The organism is Xanthomonas sp. NCPPB 1638, from assembly GCF_041475635.2.
GTDB lineage: Bacteria > Pseudomonadota > Gammaproteobacteria > Xanthomonadales > Xanthomonadaceae > Xanthomonas > Xanthomonas cucurbitae.
The window spans coordinates 1,740,931-1,759,790 of sequence record NZ_CM192984.1; the positions used below are offsets into that span (position 1 = coordinate 1,740,931).

10 protein-coding genes and 3 pseudogenes are annotated in these 18,860 nt (G+C 62.8%); all 13 read left to right on the forward strand.

Features of this window, described 5'->3' with window-relative positions; genetic code table 11:
• The first annotated feature begins 35 nt into the window (after nt 1-35).
• Nucleotides 36-1,703: a DUF5597 domain-containing protein gene (locus ACCQ13_RS07620; RefSeq protein WP_159407950.1), complete on the forward strand. Its 1,668-nt coding sequence runs from the start codon at nt 36-38 to the stop codon at nt 1,701-1,703.
• 179 nt (nt 1,704-1,882) lie between these two features.
• Nucleotides 1,883-4,786 carry a TIM-barrel domain-containing protein gene (locus tag ACCQ13_RS07625; RefSeq protein ID WP_274397094.1) on the forward strand — a complete coding sequence of 968 codons (2,904 nt, stop codon included), beginning with the start codon at nt 1,883-1,885 and terminating at the stop codon, nt 4,784-4,786.
• A gap of 91 nt (nt 4,787-4,877) precedes the next feature.
• Nucleotides 4,878-7,250: a glycoside hydrolase family 95 protein gene (locus tag ACCQ13_RS07630; RefSeq protein ID WP_372372409.1), complete on the forward strand. Its 2,373-nt coding sequence runs from the start codon at nt 4,878-4,880 to the stop codon at nt 7,248-7,250.
• Nucleotides 7,247-8,740, forward strand: coding sequence for a xylulokinase (gene xylB, locus ACCQ13_RS07635; protein WP_104601604.1), 1,494 nt, complete (start codon nt 7,247-7,249; stop codon nt 8,738-8,740). The genes ACCQ13_RS07630 and xylB overlap by 4 nt, the downstream gene beginning before the upstream one ends.
• A 36-nt stretch (nt 8,741-8,776) precedes the next feature.
• Nucleotides 8,777-10,114 (forward strand): xylose isomerase, encoded by a 1,338-nt coding sequence (gene xylA, locus ACCQ13_RS07640; RefSeq protein ID WP_372372365.1) that lies wholly within the window; start codon nt 8,777-8,779, stop codon nt 10,112-10,114.
• Between the two features lie 85 nt (nt 10,115-10,199).
• Nucleotides 10,200-11,627, forward strand: a complete 1,428-nt coding sequence (locus tag ACCQ13_RS07645; RefSeq protein ID WP_167526866.1) for a sugar porter family MFS transporter — start codon at nt 10,200-10,202, stop codon at nt 11,625-11,627.
• 119 nt (nt 11,628-11,746) lie between these two features.
• Nucleotides 11,747-12,094, forward strand: a pseudogene (locus ACCQ13_RS07650) (hypothetical protein); the annotation flags it as partial.
• A gap of 152 nt (nt 12,095-12,246) precedes the next feature.
• Nucleotides 12,247-12,888 (forward strand): DUF1629 domain-containing protein, encoded by a 642-nt coding sequence (locus tag ACCQ13_RS07655; RefSeq protein WP_223214420.1) that lies wholly within the window; start codon nt 12,247-12,249, stop codon nt 12,886-12,888.
• 94 nt (nt 12,889-12,982) lie between these two features.
• Complete coding sequence (locus ACCQ13_RS07660; RefSeq protein ID WP_159406945.1) at nt 12,983-13,933, forward strand: IS30 family transposase; 951 nt, start codon at nt 12,983-12,985, stop codon at nt 13,931-13,933.
• A gap of 34 nt (nt 13,934-13,967) precedes the next feature.
• Nucleotides 13,968-15,962: pseudogene (locus ACCQ13_RS07665) on the forward strand (hypothetical protein); the annotation flags it as partial.
• Between the two features lie 61 nt (nt 15,963-16,023).
• Complete coding sequence (locus ACCQ13_RS07670; protein WP_167526867.1) at nt 16,024-16,665, forward strand: DUF1629 domain-containing protein; 642 nt, start codon at nt 16,024-16,026, stop codon at nt 16,663-16,665.
• 32 nt (nt 16,666-16,697) lie between these two features.
• Nucleotides 16,698-18,083 (forward strand): annotated as a pseudogene (locus ACCQ13_RS07675) (hypothetical protein); the annotation flags it as partial.
• 118 nt (nt 18,084-18,201) lie between these two features.
• A complete protein-coding gene (locus ACCQ13_RS07680; protein WP_159406946.1) occupies nt 18,202-18,840 on the forward strand; it encodes a DUF1629 domain-containing protein in 639 nt (212 codons plus the stop codon).
• Nucleotides 18,841-18,860 lie beyond the last annotated feature (20 nt).

Consider the following 18,860-nt stretch of genomic DNA (forward strand, 5'->3'; position numbering starts at 1 on the left):
GTTCCAACCCGCGGCGTTGCCTGCGTCCGTTGCTGCTGTCCGCACTGACGCTTGCAGTGGCTGCCTGCCAGTCCGGCGAGCAGGGCCAGGCAGCCAAGCCTGCCGCCTCCGCGCCTGCCGTCACTCCTGCAGCGGCAGCGCCGGCCACCACACAGACTTCTGCGCAGACGCCGATGCCGCAGTTCGTCAGCAAGGACGGCAAGCATGCGTTACTGGTCGATGGCGCGCCGTTCCTGATCCTGGGCGCGCAGGTCAACAACTCCAGCAACTATCCCGGCGTGATGGACAAGGTGTGGCCGGCGATCAAGCTGATGGGCCCCAACACCGTGCAGGTGCCGATTGCCTGGGAACAGGTGGAACCGGAAGAAGGCAAGTTCGACTTCTCCTTCGTCGATACGCTGCTCAGCCAGGCGCGCGAACACAAGGTGCGGCTGGTGCTGCTGTGGTTCGCCACCTGGAAGAACAACGGCCCGGCCTACGCGCCGCTGTGGGTCAAAGCCGACAACCAGCGCTTCCCGCGCGTCATCACCCGCGAGGGCAAGGCGATCGGCTCGTTGTCGCCACATGCGCAGGCCACCCTGGATGCCGATCGCAAGGCATTCGTTGCCTTCATGCAGCACCTGAAGCAGGTGGACCCGCAGCACACCGTCATCATGGTCCAGCCGGAGAACGAGCCGGGCACCTATGGCAGCGTGCGCGATTTTTCGCCGATGGCGCAGCAGCTGTTCGACGGACCCGTGCCGGATGACTTGCGCAAGCGCATGAACAAGCCGCCGGGCAGCTGGGTACAGGTGTTCGGCACCAATGCCGACGAAGTCTTCCACGCGTGGTCGATCGGCCGTTACATCGACCAGGTGGCCGAAGCCGGCAAGGCCGAATATGCGTTGCCGATGTATGTCAATGCGGCGCTGCGCGGTCCGTTCAATCCGGGCCAGCCCGGCCAGTACGCCAGCGGTGGCCCCACCGACAACGTGCTGGATGTCTGGAAGGCCGCCGGCCCGCATATCGACCTGCTGGCGCCGGACATCTACATGCCCGAATACCGCATGTACACCACGGTGCTGGAGCGCTACGCGCGCCCGGACAATGCCTTGTTCGTGGCCGAAACCGGCAACCGCCCGGAATACGCGCGCTACCTGTTCCCCACGCTGGGCCATGACGGTATCGGCTGGTCGGCCTTCGGCATCGACTTCACCCACTATTCCAACTACCCGCTGGGCGCCAAGCAGGTCGACGCAGAAACGCTGGCGCCGTTCGCGCAGGGCTTCCAGGCGGTGAGCATGGGTATGCGCCCGTTCGCCAAGGCCGCGTCCGAAGGCAAGTTGCACGGCACCGCCGAAGAACCCGGCCAGGCCGTGCAGGAACTCACGCTCAACGACCGCTGGAGCGCCACCATCACCTACGGCGTGCCGCAGTTCTGGTTCCAGGGCAAGCCGCCGGGTAACCCCGAGCCGATCGGCGCCGCCCTGATCGCCGAGCTGGGCCCGGACGAGTTCCTGGTCACCGCCCGGCACGCCCGCGTGACCCTGCACCCGGCCAGCGATGCCACCGCCAACATGGTCTACGACCGCGTCGAGGAAGGCGTGTACGAGGGCACGCAGTGGCAGTTCCAGCGCAACTGGAACGGCGACCAGACCGACTACGGGGTCAATTTCTCCAGCGTGCCGCAATTGCTGAAGATCAAGCTCGCCACCTACAAGTAATCGCCACGCGAGACGGCGCCGCCTTCGGGCGGGCGGTGCGCGGAATCGACATGCTGCACGTCGATTTCGTCGCGTCAACAGGGCTTGCCCGACCATCGCCGCCTTGCGTGCTGCTTCATAAATGAAACCCATGCGCTGCCGCCCCCGCGGCAGCGATTCGACATTCAAAGGGAGTGACCATGCAAACCACCATCCGTTCCGCCGGCCCCGCGCCTGCCAACCGACGTACACCGCTCGCCCATTGCCTGGCGTTGTCGCTGGCCCTGCTGGCCAATGCCGCGCACGCGCAGGACGTGCGCAAGGCCGCCGATGGCGTCACCGTGGTGCCGAGCGCCAAGGGCGCCGCACCGGTGCGCCTGCAGGTGGTCGATGCCGGCATCATCCGCGTCAGCGCGGACCCGGACGGCGATTTCGCGCGCAGCCCCAGCCTGATGCGCGTGCCGGTGCAGGGCAACACCACGTTCCAGCTGGCCGAGCAGGGCGACAGCGTGCAGCTGAAGACCGGCAAGGTCACCGCCACTGTCTCCACTGTCGATGGCCATGTCAGTTTTGCCGATGCCAATGGCAAGCCAGTGCTGGCCGAAGTGGCCGGCGGGCGCAGCTTTGCGCCGCTGAAAGCGGAGGGCAAGCAGTACCTGAGCGTGCGCCAGCGTTTTCAATCGCCCGATGACGAGGGTCTGTACGGCTTCGGCCAGCACCAGCAGGGCTGGATGAACCAGAAGGGCCGCAACGTCGAGCTGCAACAGAACAACATCGACATGGCGGTGCCGTACCTGGTATCCAGCCGCAACTACGGTCTGCTGTGGGACAACAACTCGATCACCCGCCTGGGCGACCCGCGCGGCCTGCAGCCGCTGCCGAAGTCGCTGAAGCTGTACGACGCCAAGGGCAAGGTCGGCGCGTTGACCGCACGCTATGCGATCAACGGCAAGCAGGTACTGGAGCGCCGCGAGAGCGAGGTGAACTATCAATACCTCAGCGACCTGACCAAGTTCCCCAAGAAAGCGATCACCAAGGACAAGGACAGCCGCATGCAGGTCAGCTGGGAGGGGCAGATCGAAGCGCTCACCGGCGGCGAACACACCTTCTCGCTGTACTCGAGCGAATACGCCAAGCTGTACGTGGACGGCAAGCTGGTGATCGACCGCTGGCGCCAGAACTGGAATCCGTGGAATCACGAGTTCACCCTCGACCTGGAACCGGGTCAGCGTCATACGGTCAAGATCGAATGGGATCTGATCGACCCCAGCTACATCGCGCTGCTGCACCGCGACCCGCTACCGGCTGCCGAAGCGCGTGACCTGTCGCTCTGGTCCGAAGCCGGGCAGATGATCGACTACTACTTCGTCTCGGCCGATTCATACGACCAGGCCGTGGCCGGCTACCGCGAACTCACCGGCAAGTCGGTGATGCTGCCCAAGTGGGCCTATGGCTTCTGGCAGAGCCGCGAGCGCTACAAGACCCAGGATGAGCTGGTGGGCGCGGTGGCCGAATACCGCAAGCGCAAGCTGTCGCTGGACAACATCGTCCTCGACTGGTCGTACTGGCCGGAAAACGCCTGGGGTTCGCATGATTTCGATCCCAAGCATTTCCCGGATCCGGACGGCATGGTCAAGGCCGTGCACGATATGCACGCGCAGATCATGATTTCGATCTGGCCCAAGTTCTATCCCACCACTGCCAACTACAAGGAACTGGATGCCGCTGGTTTCATGTACAAGCGCAATGTGGAAGTGGGTGAACTGGACTGGATCGGCAAGGGCTACAAGAACTCGTTCTACGACCCGTACTCGGAGAAGGCGCAGGCCATCTTCTGGCGCCAGGTCAACGAAAAGCTCAACAGCAAGGGCTTCGATGCCTGGTGGATGGACGCCGACGAACCGGACGTGCATTCCAACCTGGACATCGCCGAGCGCAAGGCGCGCACCACGCCCAATGCGCTGGGCACGTCCACCGAGTATTTCAATTCATATCCGCTGCCGCATACCCACGGCGTCTACGTAGGCGACCGTGCGGCCGACGACAAGCGCGTGTTCATCCTCTCGCGCAAGGGCTACGCCGGTACCCAGCGCAATGCGGTGGCGGTGTGGAGCGGCGACATCGTGTCGCGTTGGGATGACATGCGCGACCAGATCTCCGGTGGCGTCAACATGGCGCTGTCGGGCCTGCCCAACTGGACCTTCGACATCGGCGGCTTTGCGGTGGAGAAGCGTTACGAAAGCCAGGACCCGGCGCATCTGCCGGAATGGCGCGAGCTCAATACGCGCTGGTTCCAGTTCGGTGCGTTCGTGCCGATCTTCCGCTCGCACGGCCAGTTTCCGTACCGCGAAATCTGGAACATCGCACCGGAAGGCACGCCGTTCTACGAGAGCATGGCCTACTACAACCGCCTGCGTTACGCCTTGCTGCCGTACATCTACAGCCTGGCCGGCGACACCTATCAGCGCGACGGCATCATCATGCGCGGCATGATGATGGACTTCCCGGATGACGCGAAGGCGCGCGACATCAACGACCAGTACTTGTTCGGACCGGCGTTCCTGGTTGCACCGGTGACCCGCTTCGGCGCCACCTCGCGCCAGGTGTACCTGCCGGCCGGCGCCAGCTGGCTGGATTTCGCCACTGGCAAGCGCTATGAAGGCGGCCAGACCATCGAAGCGGCCGCGCCGATCGAACGCATGCCGCTGTTCGTGCGGGCCGGCTCCATCGTGCCGACCGGCCCGGTGCAGGAATACGTAGACCAGATCCCGGATGCGCCGCTCACCGTGGTGGTCTACACCGGTGCCGACGGTGCGTTCTCGCTGTACGAGGACGATGGCAAGGGCTATGGCTACGAGAAGGGCGAGTTCAGCCGCATCCCGCTGGTGTGGAACCAGGCCAAGGGCGAGCTGAGCATCGGCAAGCGCGAAGGCAGCTGGACCGGCATGCAGGCCAAGCGCACCATCCATGTGCGTTTCGTCGATGGTCCGCGCGTCGATGCCGGTGCGCTGGAACCCAAGTCCGACACCACCATCCAGTACGACGGCAAGCCGGTCAGCGTGTTGCAGCGCAAGATTGCTTCCGGCAAAGTGCGTCGCCGATGATCGCAGGCTGTCTTCAGTCGATGAGCGAGCAGATGCCGGAACGCCGCAAGGCAGTCGCGGGCGGTTCCGGCGAGGCAGCACGGCGGTGGCCGTGCTGACCCGCCGCGAACTGTGCAAGGCCACCGGGGCCGCGCTCGCGGTCCTGGGGGGCGCACCGGTGGCTGCACAAGCAGCGCACTCTGCAAAGGCCGGCGGTTTGCCAGCGGTGGCGCCTGCCGATGCCTTGCAGCTGTGGTATCGCGAACCGGCCAGTGAATGGGTGGAGGCCTTGCCGGTCGGCAATGGCCGCCTGGGTGCGATGGTGTGGGGCGGTATTGCCCATGAGCGCCTGCAACTCAACGAAGACACGTTGTATGCGGGCGGCCCCTACGACGCCACCAGCCCGGATGGATTGGCCGCGTTGCCGCAGGTGCGCGCGCTGATCTTCGCCGGCCGCTATGCGCAGGCCGAACAATTGGCCGATGCCAAGCTGCTTTCGCGCCCGCTCAAGCAGATGCCGTATCAACCATTGGGCGATCTGCTGCTGGATTTCGATCGTGCCGACGGCATCAGCGAGTACCGTCGTCAGCTCGATCTCGATACCGCAGTGGCCACCACCACGTTCCGTTCCGGCGGCGCGGTGCACCGGCGCGAGGTGTTCGTCTCGGCGCAAGCGCAAAGCATCGTGGTGCGCTTGTCGTGCGACCGGTCACGCGCCATTTCCCTGCGCGTGGGCATCGACAGCCCGCAAAGCGGCGAGGTCACTGCGGAGCAGGGCGGTTTACTGTTCAGTGGCCGCAACGGCAGCTTTGCCGGCATCGAGGGCAAGCTGCGGTTTGCAGTGCGGGTACTGCCGCAGGTGAACGGCGGCACGGTTACCGTGTTGCGCGACCGTCTGCGCATCGAAGGCGCCGACGAAGTGGTGCTGCTACTGACGGCCGCCACCAGTTACCAACGCTTTGATGCGGTCGATGGCGATCCGCTTGCATCCACTTTGGCAAGCCTGCGGAAGGCCGCCAAGTTCGATTACCCCGCATTGCTGCGCGCCCATCTGGCCGATCATCAACGCCTGTTCCGGCGCGTGGCGATCGACCTGGGCAGCAGCGACGCGGCAAGCCTGCCCACCGGCGAACACGTGCAACGCTTCGCCAGCGGCAACGATCCGGCACTGGCGGCGCTGTATCACCAGTACGGCCGTTACTTGCTGATCTGCAGCTCACGGCCCGGCACCCAGCCGGCCAATCTGCAGGGCATCTGGAACGACCTGATGCAGCCGCCGTGGGAAAGCAAGTACACCATCAACGTCAACACCGAGATGAACTACTGGCCCAGCGAAGCCAACGCACTGCACGAGTGCGTGGAGCCGCTGGAATCCATGCTGTTCGATCTGGCCCAGACTGGCGCGCACACCGCAAAGGCGCTCTACGACGCGCCCGGTTGGGTGGTGCACAACAACACCGACCTGTGGCGCCAGGCCGGCCCGATCGATGGCGCCAAGTGGAGCCTGTGGCCGATGGGCGGTGTCTGGCTGCTGCAGCAGCTGTGGGACCGGTGGGACTACGGCCGCGACCGCGCCTGCCTGGGCAAGATCTATCCCTTGTTCAAGGGCGCGGCGCAGTTCTTCGTCGCCACCCTGGTGCGCGACCCGCACACCGGTGCGATGGTCACCAACCCCTCGATCTCGCCGGAAAACCAGCATCCGTTCGGTGCGGCGGTGTGTGCAGGTCCCACCATGGATGCGCAACTGCTGCGCGACCTGTTCGCGCAGTGCATCGCCATGAGCAAGCTGCTCGACGTGGATGCGGACCTCGCCCAACAGTTGGCGACCCTGCGCGAGCAATTGCCGCCCAACCGCATCGGCAAGGCCGGGCAATTGCAGGAGTGGCAGCAGGATTGGGATATGGACGCGCCGGAGATGCAGCACCGGCATGTTTCGCATCTGTACGCGCTGCATCCTTCCAGCCAGATCAATCTGCGCGATACGCCCGAGCTGGCGGCCGCAGCCAAACGCACGCTGGAGATCCGTGGCGACAACACCACCGGCTGGGGCATCGGCTGGCGCTTGAATCTGTGGGCGCGGCTTGCCGATGGCGAGCATGCGTATCGCATCCTGCAATTGCTGATCTCGCCCGAACGCACCTATCCGAATCTGTTCGACGCGCATCCGCCGTTCCAGATCGATGGCAACTTCGGCGGCACCGCCGGCATCACCGAAATGCTGCTGCAAAGCTGGGGTGGCAGCGTGTTCCTGCTGCCGGCCTTGCCCAGCGCCTGGCCGCGCGGCAGCGTGCGCGGCCTGCGCGTGCGTGGTGGCGCCAGCATCGACATGGAATGGGACGGCGGTCGCTTGCAGCAGGCACGCCTGCACAGCGATCGTGGCGGGCGTTATCAACTGTCCTACGCCGGGCAGACCCTGGACCTGGAACTGGGCGCAGGCCGCACCCAGCAGGTGGGACTCCACAACAACCGATTGGTGAAGCAATGAGCTTGTACGTAGGACTGGACGTGGGCACGCAGAGCGTCAAGCTGGTGGCCTACGACGCGCAGGACCGCGCCGTGGTTGCCACCATCGCCGCGCCGATGGAGCTCATCAGCCGCGACGACGGCACCCGCGAGCAACAGGCGCAGTGGTGGATCGATGGCATCGTGCACTGCTTCGCGCAGCTCGATGGCGAGCAACGCGCGCGGGTGCGCGGCATCTCGGTCTCCGGCCAGCAGCACGGCTTCGTGCCGGTGGCTGCCGACGGCAGCGTCACCGCGCCGGTGAAGCTGTGGTGCGACACCAGCACCGCGCTGGAATGCGAGCAGATCATGGACGCGGTCGGCGGCGCCGCCGGCAGCGTGGCGGCCGCAGGCAACCCGATCCTGGCTGGCTACACCGCGTCCAAACTGCCGTGGACGCGCAAGCATCGCCCGGACGCATATGCGGCCATGACCACGGTGATGCTGCCGCACGACTACATCAATTTCTGGCTCACCGGCGAGCGCTTTGCAGAAGTGGGCGATGCCTCCGGCACCGGCTGGCTGGATGTGCGCACGCGCCAGTGGTCCGAGCGCATGCTCGGCGCGGTGGATGCGCAGCGCGATCTGCGCGGGGCGTTGCCGCCGCTGGTGGAAACCGGCGCGGTCTACGCATTGTCAGATGCCGCGGCCGACGCGTTGAACCTGCCGGCCGGCGTACGTGTCACTACCGGTGGCGGTGACAACATGATGGCCGCCATCGGCACCGGCAACGTGGTGCCAGGCCGGCTGACCATGAGCCTGGGCACCAGCGGCACCTTGTTCGCCTACGCCGATCACCCGGTGGTGGACGATGACGCACGCTGGGCCGCGTTCTGTTCGTCCAGTGGCGGCTGGCTGCCGCTGATCTGCACCATGAACTGCACCGTCGCCACCGAAGCGGTGATGCGCATGTTCTCCATCACCCGCGAGCAGACCGAGGCAATGATTGCCGATACCGCGCCGGGCGCCGACGGGCTGGTGTTGCTGCCGTTCTTCAATGGCGAGCGTACGCCCAATCTGCCGGATGCGCGCGGCTGCCTGTTCGGCATGGACCTGCACAATACCACTGCCGCGCATTTCTATCGCGCCGCGATGGAAGGTGCGACCTATAGCCTGCGCAACGGCTTCGATGCCTTCGTCGCGGCTGGTCTGCAGTTCGATACCATCCTGCTCACCGGCGGTGGCAGCAAGAGCGCGCAGTGGCGGCAGATGGTCGCCGACGTGTTCAACCTGCCGGTCGTGGTGCCGACCCAGCCCGAAGGCGCCGCCTTCGGTGCTGCCTTGCAAGCGCTCTGGGCCTGCGACCGCGACGATGGCGGCACCGAGGCGTTGTCGGATGTGGTGCTCGAACACCTGCAGGTGGACGACGCACTGGCCGCGCAGCCGGATCCGCAGCGCGTGGCCCGCTACCAACAGCATTACCAGACCTTCCTCAAGCACCTGCAGGTCGTCAGCCCGCTCTACGCTGACTGATTCACCACTCCCCCAGAACCAAGGACATCACACCCCATGAGCAAAACCGTTTACATCGGCGCGAAGGAATACTTTCCCGGCATCGGCAAGATCGGCTTCGAAGGCCGCGACTCCGACAACCCGCTCGCCTTCAAGGTCTACGACGCCAACAAAAAGATCGGCGACAAGACCATGGCCGAGCATCTGCGCTTTGCCGTGGCCTACTGGCATAGCTTCTGCGGCAACGGCGCCGATCCGTTCGGCCCGGGCACGCGCGCGTATCCGTGGGATGTAGGCAACACCGCGCTCAATCGTGCCGAAGCCAAGTCCGACGCCGCCTTCGAATTCTTCACCAAGCTCGGCGTGCCGTACTACTGCTTCCACGATATCGATCTGGCACCGGATGCCGATGACATCGGCGAGTACGAAAAGAATCTCAAGCACATGGTGGGCATCGCCAAGCAGCGCCAGGCCGATACCGGCATCAAGCTGCTGTGGGGCACCGCCAACCTGTTCTCGCATGCGCGCTACATGAATGGCGCATCGACCAACCCGGACTTCAACGTGGTAGCGCGCGCCGCGGTGCAGGTCAAGGCTGCCATCGATGCCACGGTGGAGCTGGGCGGCGAAAACTACGTGTTCTGGGGTGGCCGCGAAGGCTATGCCTGCCTGCACAACACCCAGATGAAGCGCGAGCAGGACAACATGGCGCGCTTCCTCACGCTGGCACGCGACTACGGCCGCAGCATCGGCTTCAAGGGCAACTTCCTGATCGAGCCCAAGCCAATGGAGCCGATGAAGCACCAGTACGACTTCGACAGCGCCACGGTCATCGGCTTCCTGCGCCAGCACGGCCTGGACCAGGACTTCAAGCTCAATATCGAAGCCAACCACGCCACGCTGTCCGGCCACAGCTTCGAGCACGATCTGCAGGTTGCCAGCGATGCCGGCCTGCTGGGCAGCATCGATGCCAACCGCGGCAACCCGCAGAACGGCTGGGACACCGACCAGTTCCCGACCGACCTGTATGACACTGTCGGCGCGATGCTGGTGGTGCTGCGCCAGGGCGGGCTGGCACCGGGCGGCTTGAATTTCGATGCCAAGGTGCGCCGCGAATCGTCCGACCCGCAGGACCTGTTCCTGGCGCATATCGGCGGCATGGACGCGTTCGCGCGCGGGCTGGAAGTGGCCAATGCACTGCTGACGGCTTCGCCGCTGGAAACCTGGCGCAAAGAGCGCTACGCCAGCTTCGACAGCGGCGCCGGTGCGGCGTTTGCCAACGGCAGCAGCACGCTGGCCGACCTGGCCAAGCACGCTGCCGGCAATGCGCCCACGCAGATCAGCGGCCGCCAGGAAGCCTATGAGAACCTCATCAATCAGTATCTGACGCGTTGATGTCCCGTGGTCGGCGGCGCACTGCGTCGCCGGCCGATGGCGTCCACCCCCGTGGTCGCTCCCTTGCATGTTCCCAGGTGAACCCATGTCCAGTGTTTCCATTGACGGCGCGCCCGATGCCGGCGAGAACACCCGTTTCATCATCCTGATCAGCTGCGTTGCCACGATCGGCGGCTTCCTGTTTGGCTTCGACAGCGGCGTGATCAATGGCACCGTCGATGGCTTGAAACAGACCTTCCAATCCACCGCCGCCGAAACCGGTTTCGAGGTCGCCTCGATGCTGCTGGGCTGCGCCATCGGCGCCTTCTTTGCTGGTCGCCTGGCCGACCGCTGGGGCCGCCGCGCGGTGCTGATTATTTCCGCTGCGCTGTTCCTGCTCTCGGCCATCGGTGCCGGTGCCGCACACAGCTCCGGCTTCTTCATCTTTGCACGCGTGATGGGCGGCTTCGCCGTTGGTGCGGCGAGTGTCATTTCACCGGCCTATATCGCCGAGGTCGCCTCTGCGCGTTACCGCGGCCGGTTGGCCACGATGCAGCAGATCGCCATCATCAGCGGGCTGTTCTGCGCCTTCCTGAGCAACTACCTGCTGGCCAACGCTGCCGGTGCCTCTACCGAACCGTTGTGGGCAGGGCAGGCTGCCTGGCGCTGGATGTTCTGGATGCAGGCCATCCCGTCGCTGTTGTTCCTGGTGCTACTGCTGGTCATCCCCGAGAGCCCGCGCTACCTGGTGGTCAAAGGTCGCCGCGAGCAGGCGTTGGTGGTGCTCAAGCGCCTGTACGGCAACGCCGCCGCGCAGACCAAGCTGGCGGAAATCTCTGCCTCGATGTCGGCCGACCAGCACAAGCCCAAGTTCTCGGACCTCATCAACAAGGCCACCGGCAAGATTCGTCCCATCGTCTGGATCGGCGTGGGCCTGGCGGTATTCCAGCAGTTGGTCGGCATCAACGTGGTGTTCTACTACGGCGCGGTGCTGTGGCAGGCGGTCGGCTTTTCCGAGCAAGACGCACTGCTCATCAACGTACTTTCCGGCGGACTGAGCATCGGCGCCTGCCTGGTCACGGTGATGCTGGTGGACAAGATCGGCCGCAAGCCGCTGCTGTGGATCGGCTCGGCCGGCATGGCGGTGTCGTTGGCATTGGTCACCTATGCGTTCGCCACCGCCTCGCTGGACCCCAACGGCAAGCTCGCCATGTCCGACGCCATGGGCATGCTGGCGCTGGTGGCGGCCAACGTCTACGTGGTGTTCTTCAATGCTTCCTGGGGCCCGGTGATGTGGGTCATGCTGGGCGAGATGTTCCCCAACCAGATCCGTGGCTCGGGCCTGGCCATTGCCGGCGCCGCGCAGTGGACCTCCAACTTCGCCATCACCGTCAGTTTCCCGATCCTGCTGGGCAGCATTGGACTGGCCGGCGCTTACGGCATCTACACCGTCGCCGCCTTCATCTCGGTGTTCTTCGTGCTCAAGTACGTCTATGAGACCAAGGGCAAGGAGCTGGAGCAGATGGAGGGCTGATTCCAGCTGTTATTTCGATGTCTGGATTGAGAACGCACAAGGCCGCGCATCGCGCGGCCTTGTGCGTTCTTGCAGTTGATATCAACCGCTTTGTAAAAGGTGACTCATAGGGGCCTGCGGCCGCGCAATCGGAGGTCACCCATGCACTGGCCCGCAATGTCGGCGGCTGGGCTGGTGGTGCGTCCACCGCTGCAGCGCTGGGTGGCAGCGGTTTCGTGCCCGCCGTCTTGGTGGTGGGCGATGCGCTATTGATGAGCAAGGCCTTCGACAAGGGCGCCGATCTGCTGGACAACCGCGCCATCTATCACCAGACCGACAAGCAGGGCGTGGAGTGGCAGTTCAATGGCCGCAACGGGGAGCCCGAAGCAATCATCGAGTTGGCACAAGATGGTCTGCGTAGTGCTGGCACGCAATCGGTGGTCGCCAGCCATAAAACATCGCAGGAGCTCGGTGCCCTGGCTAATGCCAATGAGAACGGAATCTGGCAGCGTCAGGTCGGAAGGTGCAAAAAAGTGCTCAAGCTACTGCCCAACAGTTGTCTGCCAAGACATGCAAAGATGGGGCTAGACTCTGCCGCAGTTATCCTGATTACATAATCAAAATGGACGGGATGCAACGCATGGAAAAAACGATGACCAATCAACCCAAACCAGGCGCCTACTACATGTTCATATCGGACATGCAGAGCAACAGGCAGCCGTGTGGGGTAAGGTTCGACAACCTACGCCAGCTGCGATCACCACCCCGTGTGATCCTGCGTCCAGAAGAAGGAGGCTTTCCTTCAATGCTTGAACAGCCGCAGATGACCTATGACCCCAGCGCAGGCCCCGAGCCTCGTGATCTGGAGCCGGGGTTTGGCGGCTATTGGTTGGTGTCCGAGCGACTCCATGACGTCATGTCTTCGTTTGATTCCAGCGCATTTGCGTTCACCGAGGTGGATTATCGCTTGGCAGATGGCATCAAGGGCCCGCGCCACTTCCTGTGCGACGTGGTTCGGGAGCTGGATGCCTTGGACGAAGCATCGTCACGTCTTAAGATCGAGGTCGATGACGAATTCGTGCGCGGGAAGTTTTATTACTTCGGCGGAGGGGCCAGCCTTTCGTTCCGAAGTGAGGTGTTGGGGGAGTTGCACGTATTCCGATTGCCGTTCAACACGTCAGTCTTTTGCGATCGCGAATTCAAGGATGCGGTTCACGATGCCGGGATACCTAACGACGCAGAAGTCAGCGGAATTTCTTTTATTGACGCATCGGACCTGTGATCCCGGTGGATTCGCCCGCGAAGTGCAACAGTCCTATAACGTAGCGGGCCAGGTGTCGTAGCCTGAGCCCCTACACGACCAAGTGGAGTTGCACATGCGCTATCGACACCTGACCCAGGACGAACGGTACCAGATTGCCTGGGGGTGTGATCTCTCTGTCTCCAATGCGGACATCGCCCGCCAGCTCGGCCGTCATGCCAGTACGATTGGCCGCGAGCGCGCGCGCAATCGTAATGCCAGTAGTGGAACGTACCGTGCCCAGCAGGCGCACCGCACCGCCCGCCAGCGTCGCAGTCAAGGCAGTAGCCACGCGCAGATGGACGCGCCGATGCAGGCTGCATTGCTGGCCGGGCTGGCCGAAAAATGTAGCCCTGCGCAGATCCACGGCCGTGCGCGCTTGCTGGGTCAACCGATGGTAGGGGTGGCCAGTCTGTATCGCTATCTCAAGCGTCACCGGTTACGGCATTTGCTACGCCTGCCAACACGGCGGCGTCCTTATGGGCGTGGCCGTGCCAAGCGATTTGAAGAGCGCAAATCCATTCACCAACGCCCCGCGCATGTGGCCTCACGTGCGCAGTTAGGCCATTGGGAATTGGATACGGTCCGCCCATCGCGCGGCACTGGCGTGCTGGTGACGCATGTCGAACGCAGCAGTGGCTATGTGCGTCTGGGCTGGAGTCCTGACGGCACCGCCGATGCTGTTGCCGAGGTCATTTGCGCGCGCCTATGGCGTGTGCGCGATAAGGTGCTGACGCTGACCTGCGATCGCGGTAGCGAGTTCGCCCAGGATGCCCGCATCGAGGACCGGCTATCGACCAAGGTGTACTTTGCCGACCCACATGCCCCTTGGCAACGCGGCTGCAATGAGAATCTCAACGGACTGCTCCGGCAGTATTTTCCGCGCAGTCGTGACTTCAGCACCATCACGGCGCAAGAGCTGCAGCAGGTTGAACATTCACTCAACAACCGACCCAGAAAACGATTGAGCTATCTCACTCCAGCCGAGGTCTTTTTCAACTACGATACCCTTGCACTTCGTGAGTGAATCCCCCCCACCAAGCGATGAGGAAGGATTCTAGATCATGTCAGACAAGCCTCTCTTCCAACCGCACCACGCAATCGAACAGAAATCGTTTACGCGCGATCCTCTGCTGCAGGTGCTTGTGGGCACAGGTCGATTCAATAAGGACGCGACCACCAACCTGATCAACTTGCCAAACGACAAGGTGCTTGCTCACACCATTGGGGTTACGCCACATACGGGCCGTCCCATCAAGGAGTATGGCCTTGGTTTGAATTATGTCCTTGAGCGCTTGGCTGCCACGAAAGATGGTCAGGCGGCATTGATGGAAGATCCGGACGCTTTAGATCGAGTTGCCCTCAAGGTGCAGCGATTGAGCGACACCGCGCAGGTGGCGCTCATCAATGGCGATCTGCGAACGAACATTGCGTTGGGACAGACAATGGACCAAACGCGAGCTGTCACCCAGTCATTCTTTGTGGACCCGAACGGCTACGCTGCCCGGAACGCGACGCAGTTGGATGCACACGGCCAAGCCAGCGCCAATGCACGCCAGTGGGGCGGGGTGACATACAACGAAGGCCGCGTGGTATCTACCTTGCAGCAATTCCATGGTTCCGGACAGCCACTGCTTGGCGGCGGCAACCTCGATCTTCAACGCCACGACCTTTCCCAGGCCATCTCCAGCGCTTACCACGACGGCTGTTTGACAATGTCACCGAACGGTATCGCCGTAGTCGAGAACACCTTGGGCGAGGAGGCTGCCAGACCGCTGAAGGTTCCTGTGGGTCAACGTGGTGCTGTGTCCCTGCAACTACTGCTGGGCGAAGCCTCCGCCAGCACGCTGGTGCGCTCGGGTGGTTTGCTGGCGACGGGCGCAGATGCGGTGCTGACCGCGCGCCGCTCGGCCGAGTTGCTGGAACAAGGTAATGCCACCGCCGCGCAATCGGAGGTCACCCATGCGCTGGCCCGCAATGTCGGCGGCTGGGCTGGTGGTGCGTCCACCGCTGCAGCGCTGGGTGGCAGCGGTTTCGTGCCCGCCGTCTTGGTGGTGGGCGATGCGCTATTGATGAGCAAGGCCTTCGACAAGGGCGCCGATCTGCTGGACAACCGCGCCATCTATCACCAGACCGACAAGCAGGGCGTGGAGTGGCAGTTCAATGGCCGCAACTGGGAGCGCGAAGCGTCTATCGATACCGCACAGCACGGTCGTCGCGCGACGGACGATCACCCGGTGGTATCCAGCTACGAAAAGTCCCAGGAACTCGGCGCCCTGGCTAATGCCAAGGCAGTGGAACTGGCATTGGGCAAGACATCGCCGCCACAGGACCCGTTCAACCTCCCTGCGCGACCAGATGACCAAGTGGGCCTGGATAACCAACACTGGCAGCGCAATTCCGCGCGTCAGACCTGGGAACGCCAGGTCAGGACAGCGGCCTCCGGCACCGATGAGTTGGGCAGTTATGTGGTGCAACTGGCTTCACCGGAGCGTGCGCAGCAGCTCAATCAGGAAGCCCTGGGGCGCATCGAACACAATATCGCCACCGGCCGCGAGGCGATCGCTGCTGTCTATCTGGAACATCACGCTGCGCAGCGGGCACAGGCCTACGGGGTCGAAGTGCCGGCGGCAGTCCGGGCGGTCCAGGCCAAGCCCGGCGTGGTGCTGGGGTCGGATGCGCAGCTTTACCAGCGCATCGAGACGGGACAGTGGGCCGGAAAAGACGGCGTGGCCAGCGGCAATCTGGCGGTGGAGCTGGAACTGACCAATCAGTTGCGGCAACCCTCGCTGGAGCTTGCCCAGCAAGCCTTGGCGGCGATCCAGGCGCTTCCCGCGCCCACAGCGGCCCAGCGGGACCACAACGAGTTGCTGCACCGCTACCGGGCTGCAGGCGTCGATTTGAACGTCAACCCGCAGACTCAGCAGGCCGTGGAGCTTGCGACACAGCGCACCAGGCAGGCGCACGGCATCACCGGTCCGACCATGCAGCAGCTGCAGCGCAACGCGTCGGGGCACTACGGCTATGACAGCCCCATCGCCCACCTGCAGCAGGGGCCGATGTAGACTCTGACTCGTTGAGGTGTAAGGTCATACCCAAGTGGATGGGAGGCAATGCATGAATACAAAGATAAATAATCAGCCTAAATCGTGTGCCTTTTACATGTTTGTCTCGGACATGGAGAGCAACCATCCGATCTGCGGGGTGCAATTCACCAATAAGCGCCAGCTACTTTCGTCGCCCCGTTTGATCTTGCGGCCCGACGACGGCGGCTTTCCGCCGCTGCGAGAGACCCCGCTGCTGACCTTTGAGCCCGGTGCGGGCCCCGAACCCCGAGATCTTGAGGCAGGATACAGTGGCTACTGGTTGATATCCGAACGCCTCCATGACGTGATGATGTCGGTGGATCCTGAAGCCTTTGCCTTTGCGGAGGTAGACTACCGTTTGTACGATGGCACCCCCGGCCCCCGCCACTACCTTTGCGACGTGGTGCGCGAAGTGGACGCGCTCGATGAGGATACATCGAGACTAAAGATCAAGATTGACGAAGATTACGTGCGTGGGAAGTTCTATTCCCTGGCTGGCGGCGCAAGCTTGGCTTTCCGCAGCGAGGCGCTGAAGGAGGCTCATGTGTTCCGCACGCCCTTCAACCCGACGGTTTTCTGCGACCAAGTGTTCAAGGCCGCGACCCTCTCAGTCGGTATTCCAGACAACGCCGAAGCTAGCGGCATCTCCTTTATCGACGTATCGGATATTTGATGCCAGTAGGCGACAAGAAAGAAGCCTAATTCATGTCCAAAAACACGCCATTGTTTCAAAGCCATCATGCTCTTGAGCAACAGACGTTTGCGAGAGATCCACTGCTAGAAGTTTTGGTAGAGTCGGGTCGGCTAAACAAGGACGCTGCCACCAATCTAATCAACCTGCCCAAGGATAGGGTGCTTGCCCATGCTTTGGGAGTCTCGCCGCACTCAGGCGGACCTGTGCAGGACTACAAGATCGGTACAACGCAGGTATTGAAAGACCTGGCCTTAACGAAGGACGGCATTGCCGCGTTGAGCGGCGATGAGGGCGCGTTGAACCGGATGGCGATAAAGGTTCAACGCTTAAGCGATGCAGTGCAGGTGGCATTGGTCAACGGCGAACTCCACACCAACGTCGGTCTGAGCCAGACGAGAGATCAGGCACGGGCCATCAATAACGCATTTTTCGATGACCCGATCAGTAACTTGCCGACGAGCTATACCTCTAAGAATGTGGCGCAGGTAGATGCGTATGGGCAGGCGAATTGGAACACGCGGCAATGGGCTGTGGTCACACACAATGAAGGCCGCGTCGTCTTCACACTCAACCACCTTCAAAGTTCGGGGCAACCGTTGACCCGAGGTGGTAACGTTGAACTACAGCGCCACGGGCTATCCGTAGCCATTTCCGAGGCTTACCAAGGAGGGAAGCTGACGCTCTCACCAACTGGCATCGCCGTAGTCGAGAACACCCTGGGCGAGGAGGCTGCCAGACAGCTAAAAGTTCCCCTGGGTCAACGCGGTGCTGTGTCCCTGCAACTACTGCTGGGCGAAGCCTCCGCCAGCACCCTGGTGCGCTCGGGTGGTTTGCTGGCGACGGGCGCAGATGCGGTGCTGACCGCGCGCCGCTCGGCCGAGTTGCTGGAACAAGGCAATGCCACCGCCGCGCAATCGGAGGTCACTCATGCGCTGGCCCGCAATGTCGGCGGCTGGGCTGGTGGTGCGTCCACCGCTGCAGCGCTGGGCGGCAGCGGTTTCGTGCCCGCCGCCTTGGTGGTGGGCGATGCGCTATTGATGAGCAAGGCCTTCGACAAGGGCGCCGATCTGCTGGACAACCGCGCCATCTATCACCAGACCGACAAGCAGGGCGTGGAGTGGCAGTTCAATGGTCGCAACTGGCGGCGCGAAGCAGCGATCGACACCACACAGCACGGTCCTCGCGCGACGGACGATCATCCGGTGGTATCCAGCTACGAAAAGTCCCAGGAACTCGGCGCCCTGGCTAATGCCAAGGCAGTGGAACTGGCATTGGGCAAGGTACCGCCGCCGCAGGACCCGTTCAACCTCCCTGCGCGACCAAGTGACCAAGTGGGACTGGATAACCAACACTGGCAGCGCAATTCCGCGCGTCAGACCTGGGAACGCCAGGTGAGAATGTGCAAAACAGCGAGCAAAGCACCGCCGTTGCACCGTCTGCGCGAAAATGTCACAGCGGCGCTAGACTGTGGCGCAACGATCCTGACGACATAAATCAATGAGCGGGACACAACGCATGGAAACGACGACGGCCAATCAGCCTAAAGCTGGGGAGTTCTTTATCCTTGAAGCGGGTACGATCAACGGACCGGTGAACGGGGTTGTCTTTGAGAATGTCAACCGCTTGCTGTCTCCTCCACGCTTGATCTTGAAGCCGGTAGGTGGCGGTTTCCCTCCGCTGCGCGAAACGCCGCGTCTGGTCTACCAGCCCAGCAAAGGCCCGCCGCCCAAGGACTTGGAGCCTGGCTTCAGTGGCTACTGGCTAGTATCCGAGCGGCTTTACCAAGTCATGGTCTCAGTCGACCCTAACGCGTTCGCTTTCGCCGAGGTGGACTACCGTTTGGCTGATGGCTCGAAAGGACCACGCCACTTGCTCTGCGACGTAATCCAGGAGATTGACGCACTGGATGAAGATGCATCCACACTTTTCATCGATACAACCGAAGACTTCGTCAACGGTAAGTTCTACGATCTCACCGGTGGTGCCAGCGTCACCTTCAACCGCGAGCGGTTGGGGCTTGCGCATGTTTTCAAAACACCTTATACCAGTCGGGTTTTTTGCGACCGGGTGTTCAAAGACGCAGCAACTGTGGCGGGCGTTGAGACCGGGAGTGATGCTGGCGGCCTATGGTTTATCGATGCTTCGGATATTTAGCTGAGTATTATCTGGTGAAT

Coding starts and splice junctions, on each gene's coding strand:
- ACCQ13_RS07625 (WP_274397094.1), top strand. CDS start 1,883: ATGCAAACCACCATCCGTTCCGCCGGCCCCGCGCCTGCCAACCGACGT.
- xylB (WP_104601604.1), top strand. CDS start 7,247: ATGAGCTTGTACGTAGGACTGGACGTGGGCACGCAGAGCGTCAAGCTG.
- xylA (WP_372372365.1), top strand. CDS start 8,777: ATGAGCAAAACCGTTTACATCGGCGCGAAGGAATACTTTCCCGGCATC.
- ACCQ13_RS07645 (WP_167526866.1), top strand. CDS start 10,200: ATGTCCAGTGTTTCCATTGACGGCGCGCCCGATGCCGGCGAGAACACC.
- ACCQ13_RS07655 (WP_223214420.1), top strand. CDS start 12,247: ATGGAAAAAACGATGACCAATCAACCCAAACCAGGCGCCTACTACATG.
- ACCQ13_RS07660 (WP_159406945.1), top strand. CDS start 12,983: ATGCGCTATCGACACCTGACCCAGGACGAACGGTACCAGATTGCCTGG.
- ACCQ13_RS07670 (WP_167526867.1), top strand. CDS start 16,024: ATGAATACAAAGATAAATAATCAGCCTAAATCGTGTGCCTTTTACATG.
- ACCQ13_RS07680 (WP_159406946.1), top strand. CDS start 18,202: ATGGAAACGACGACGGCCAATCAGCCTAAAGCTGGGGAGTTCTTTATC.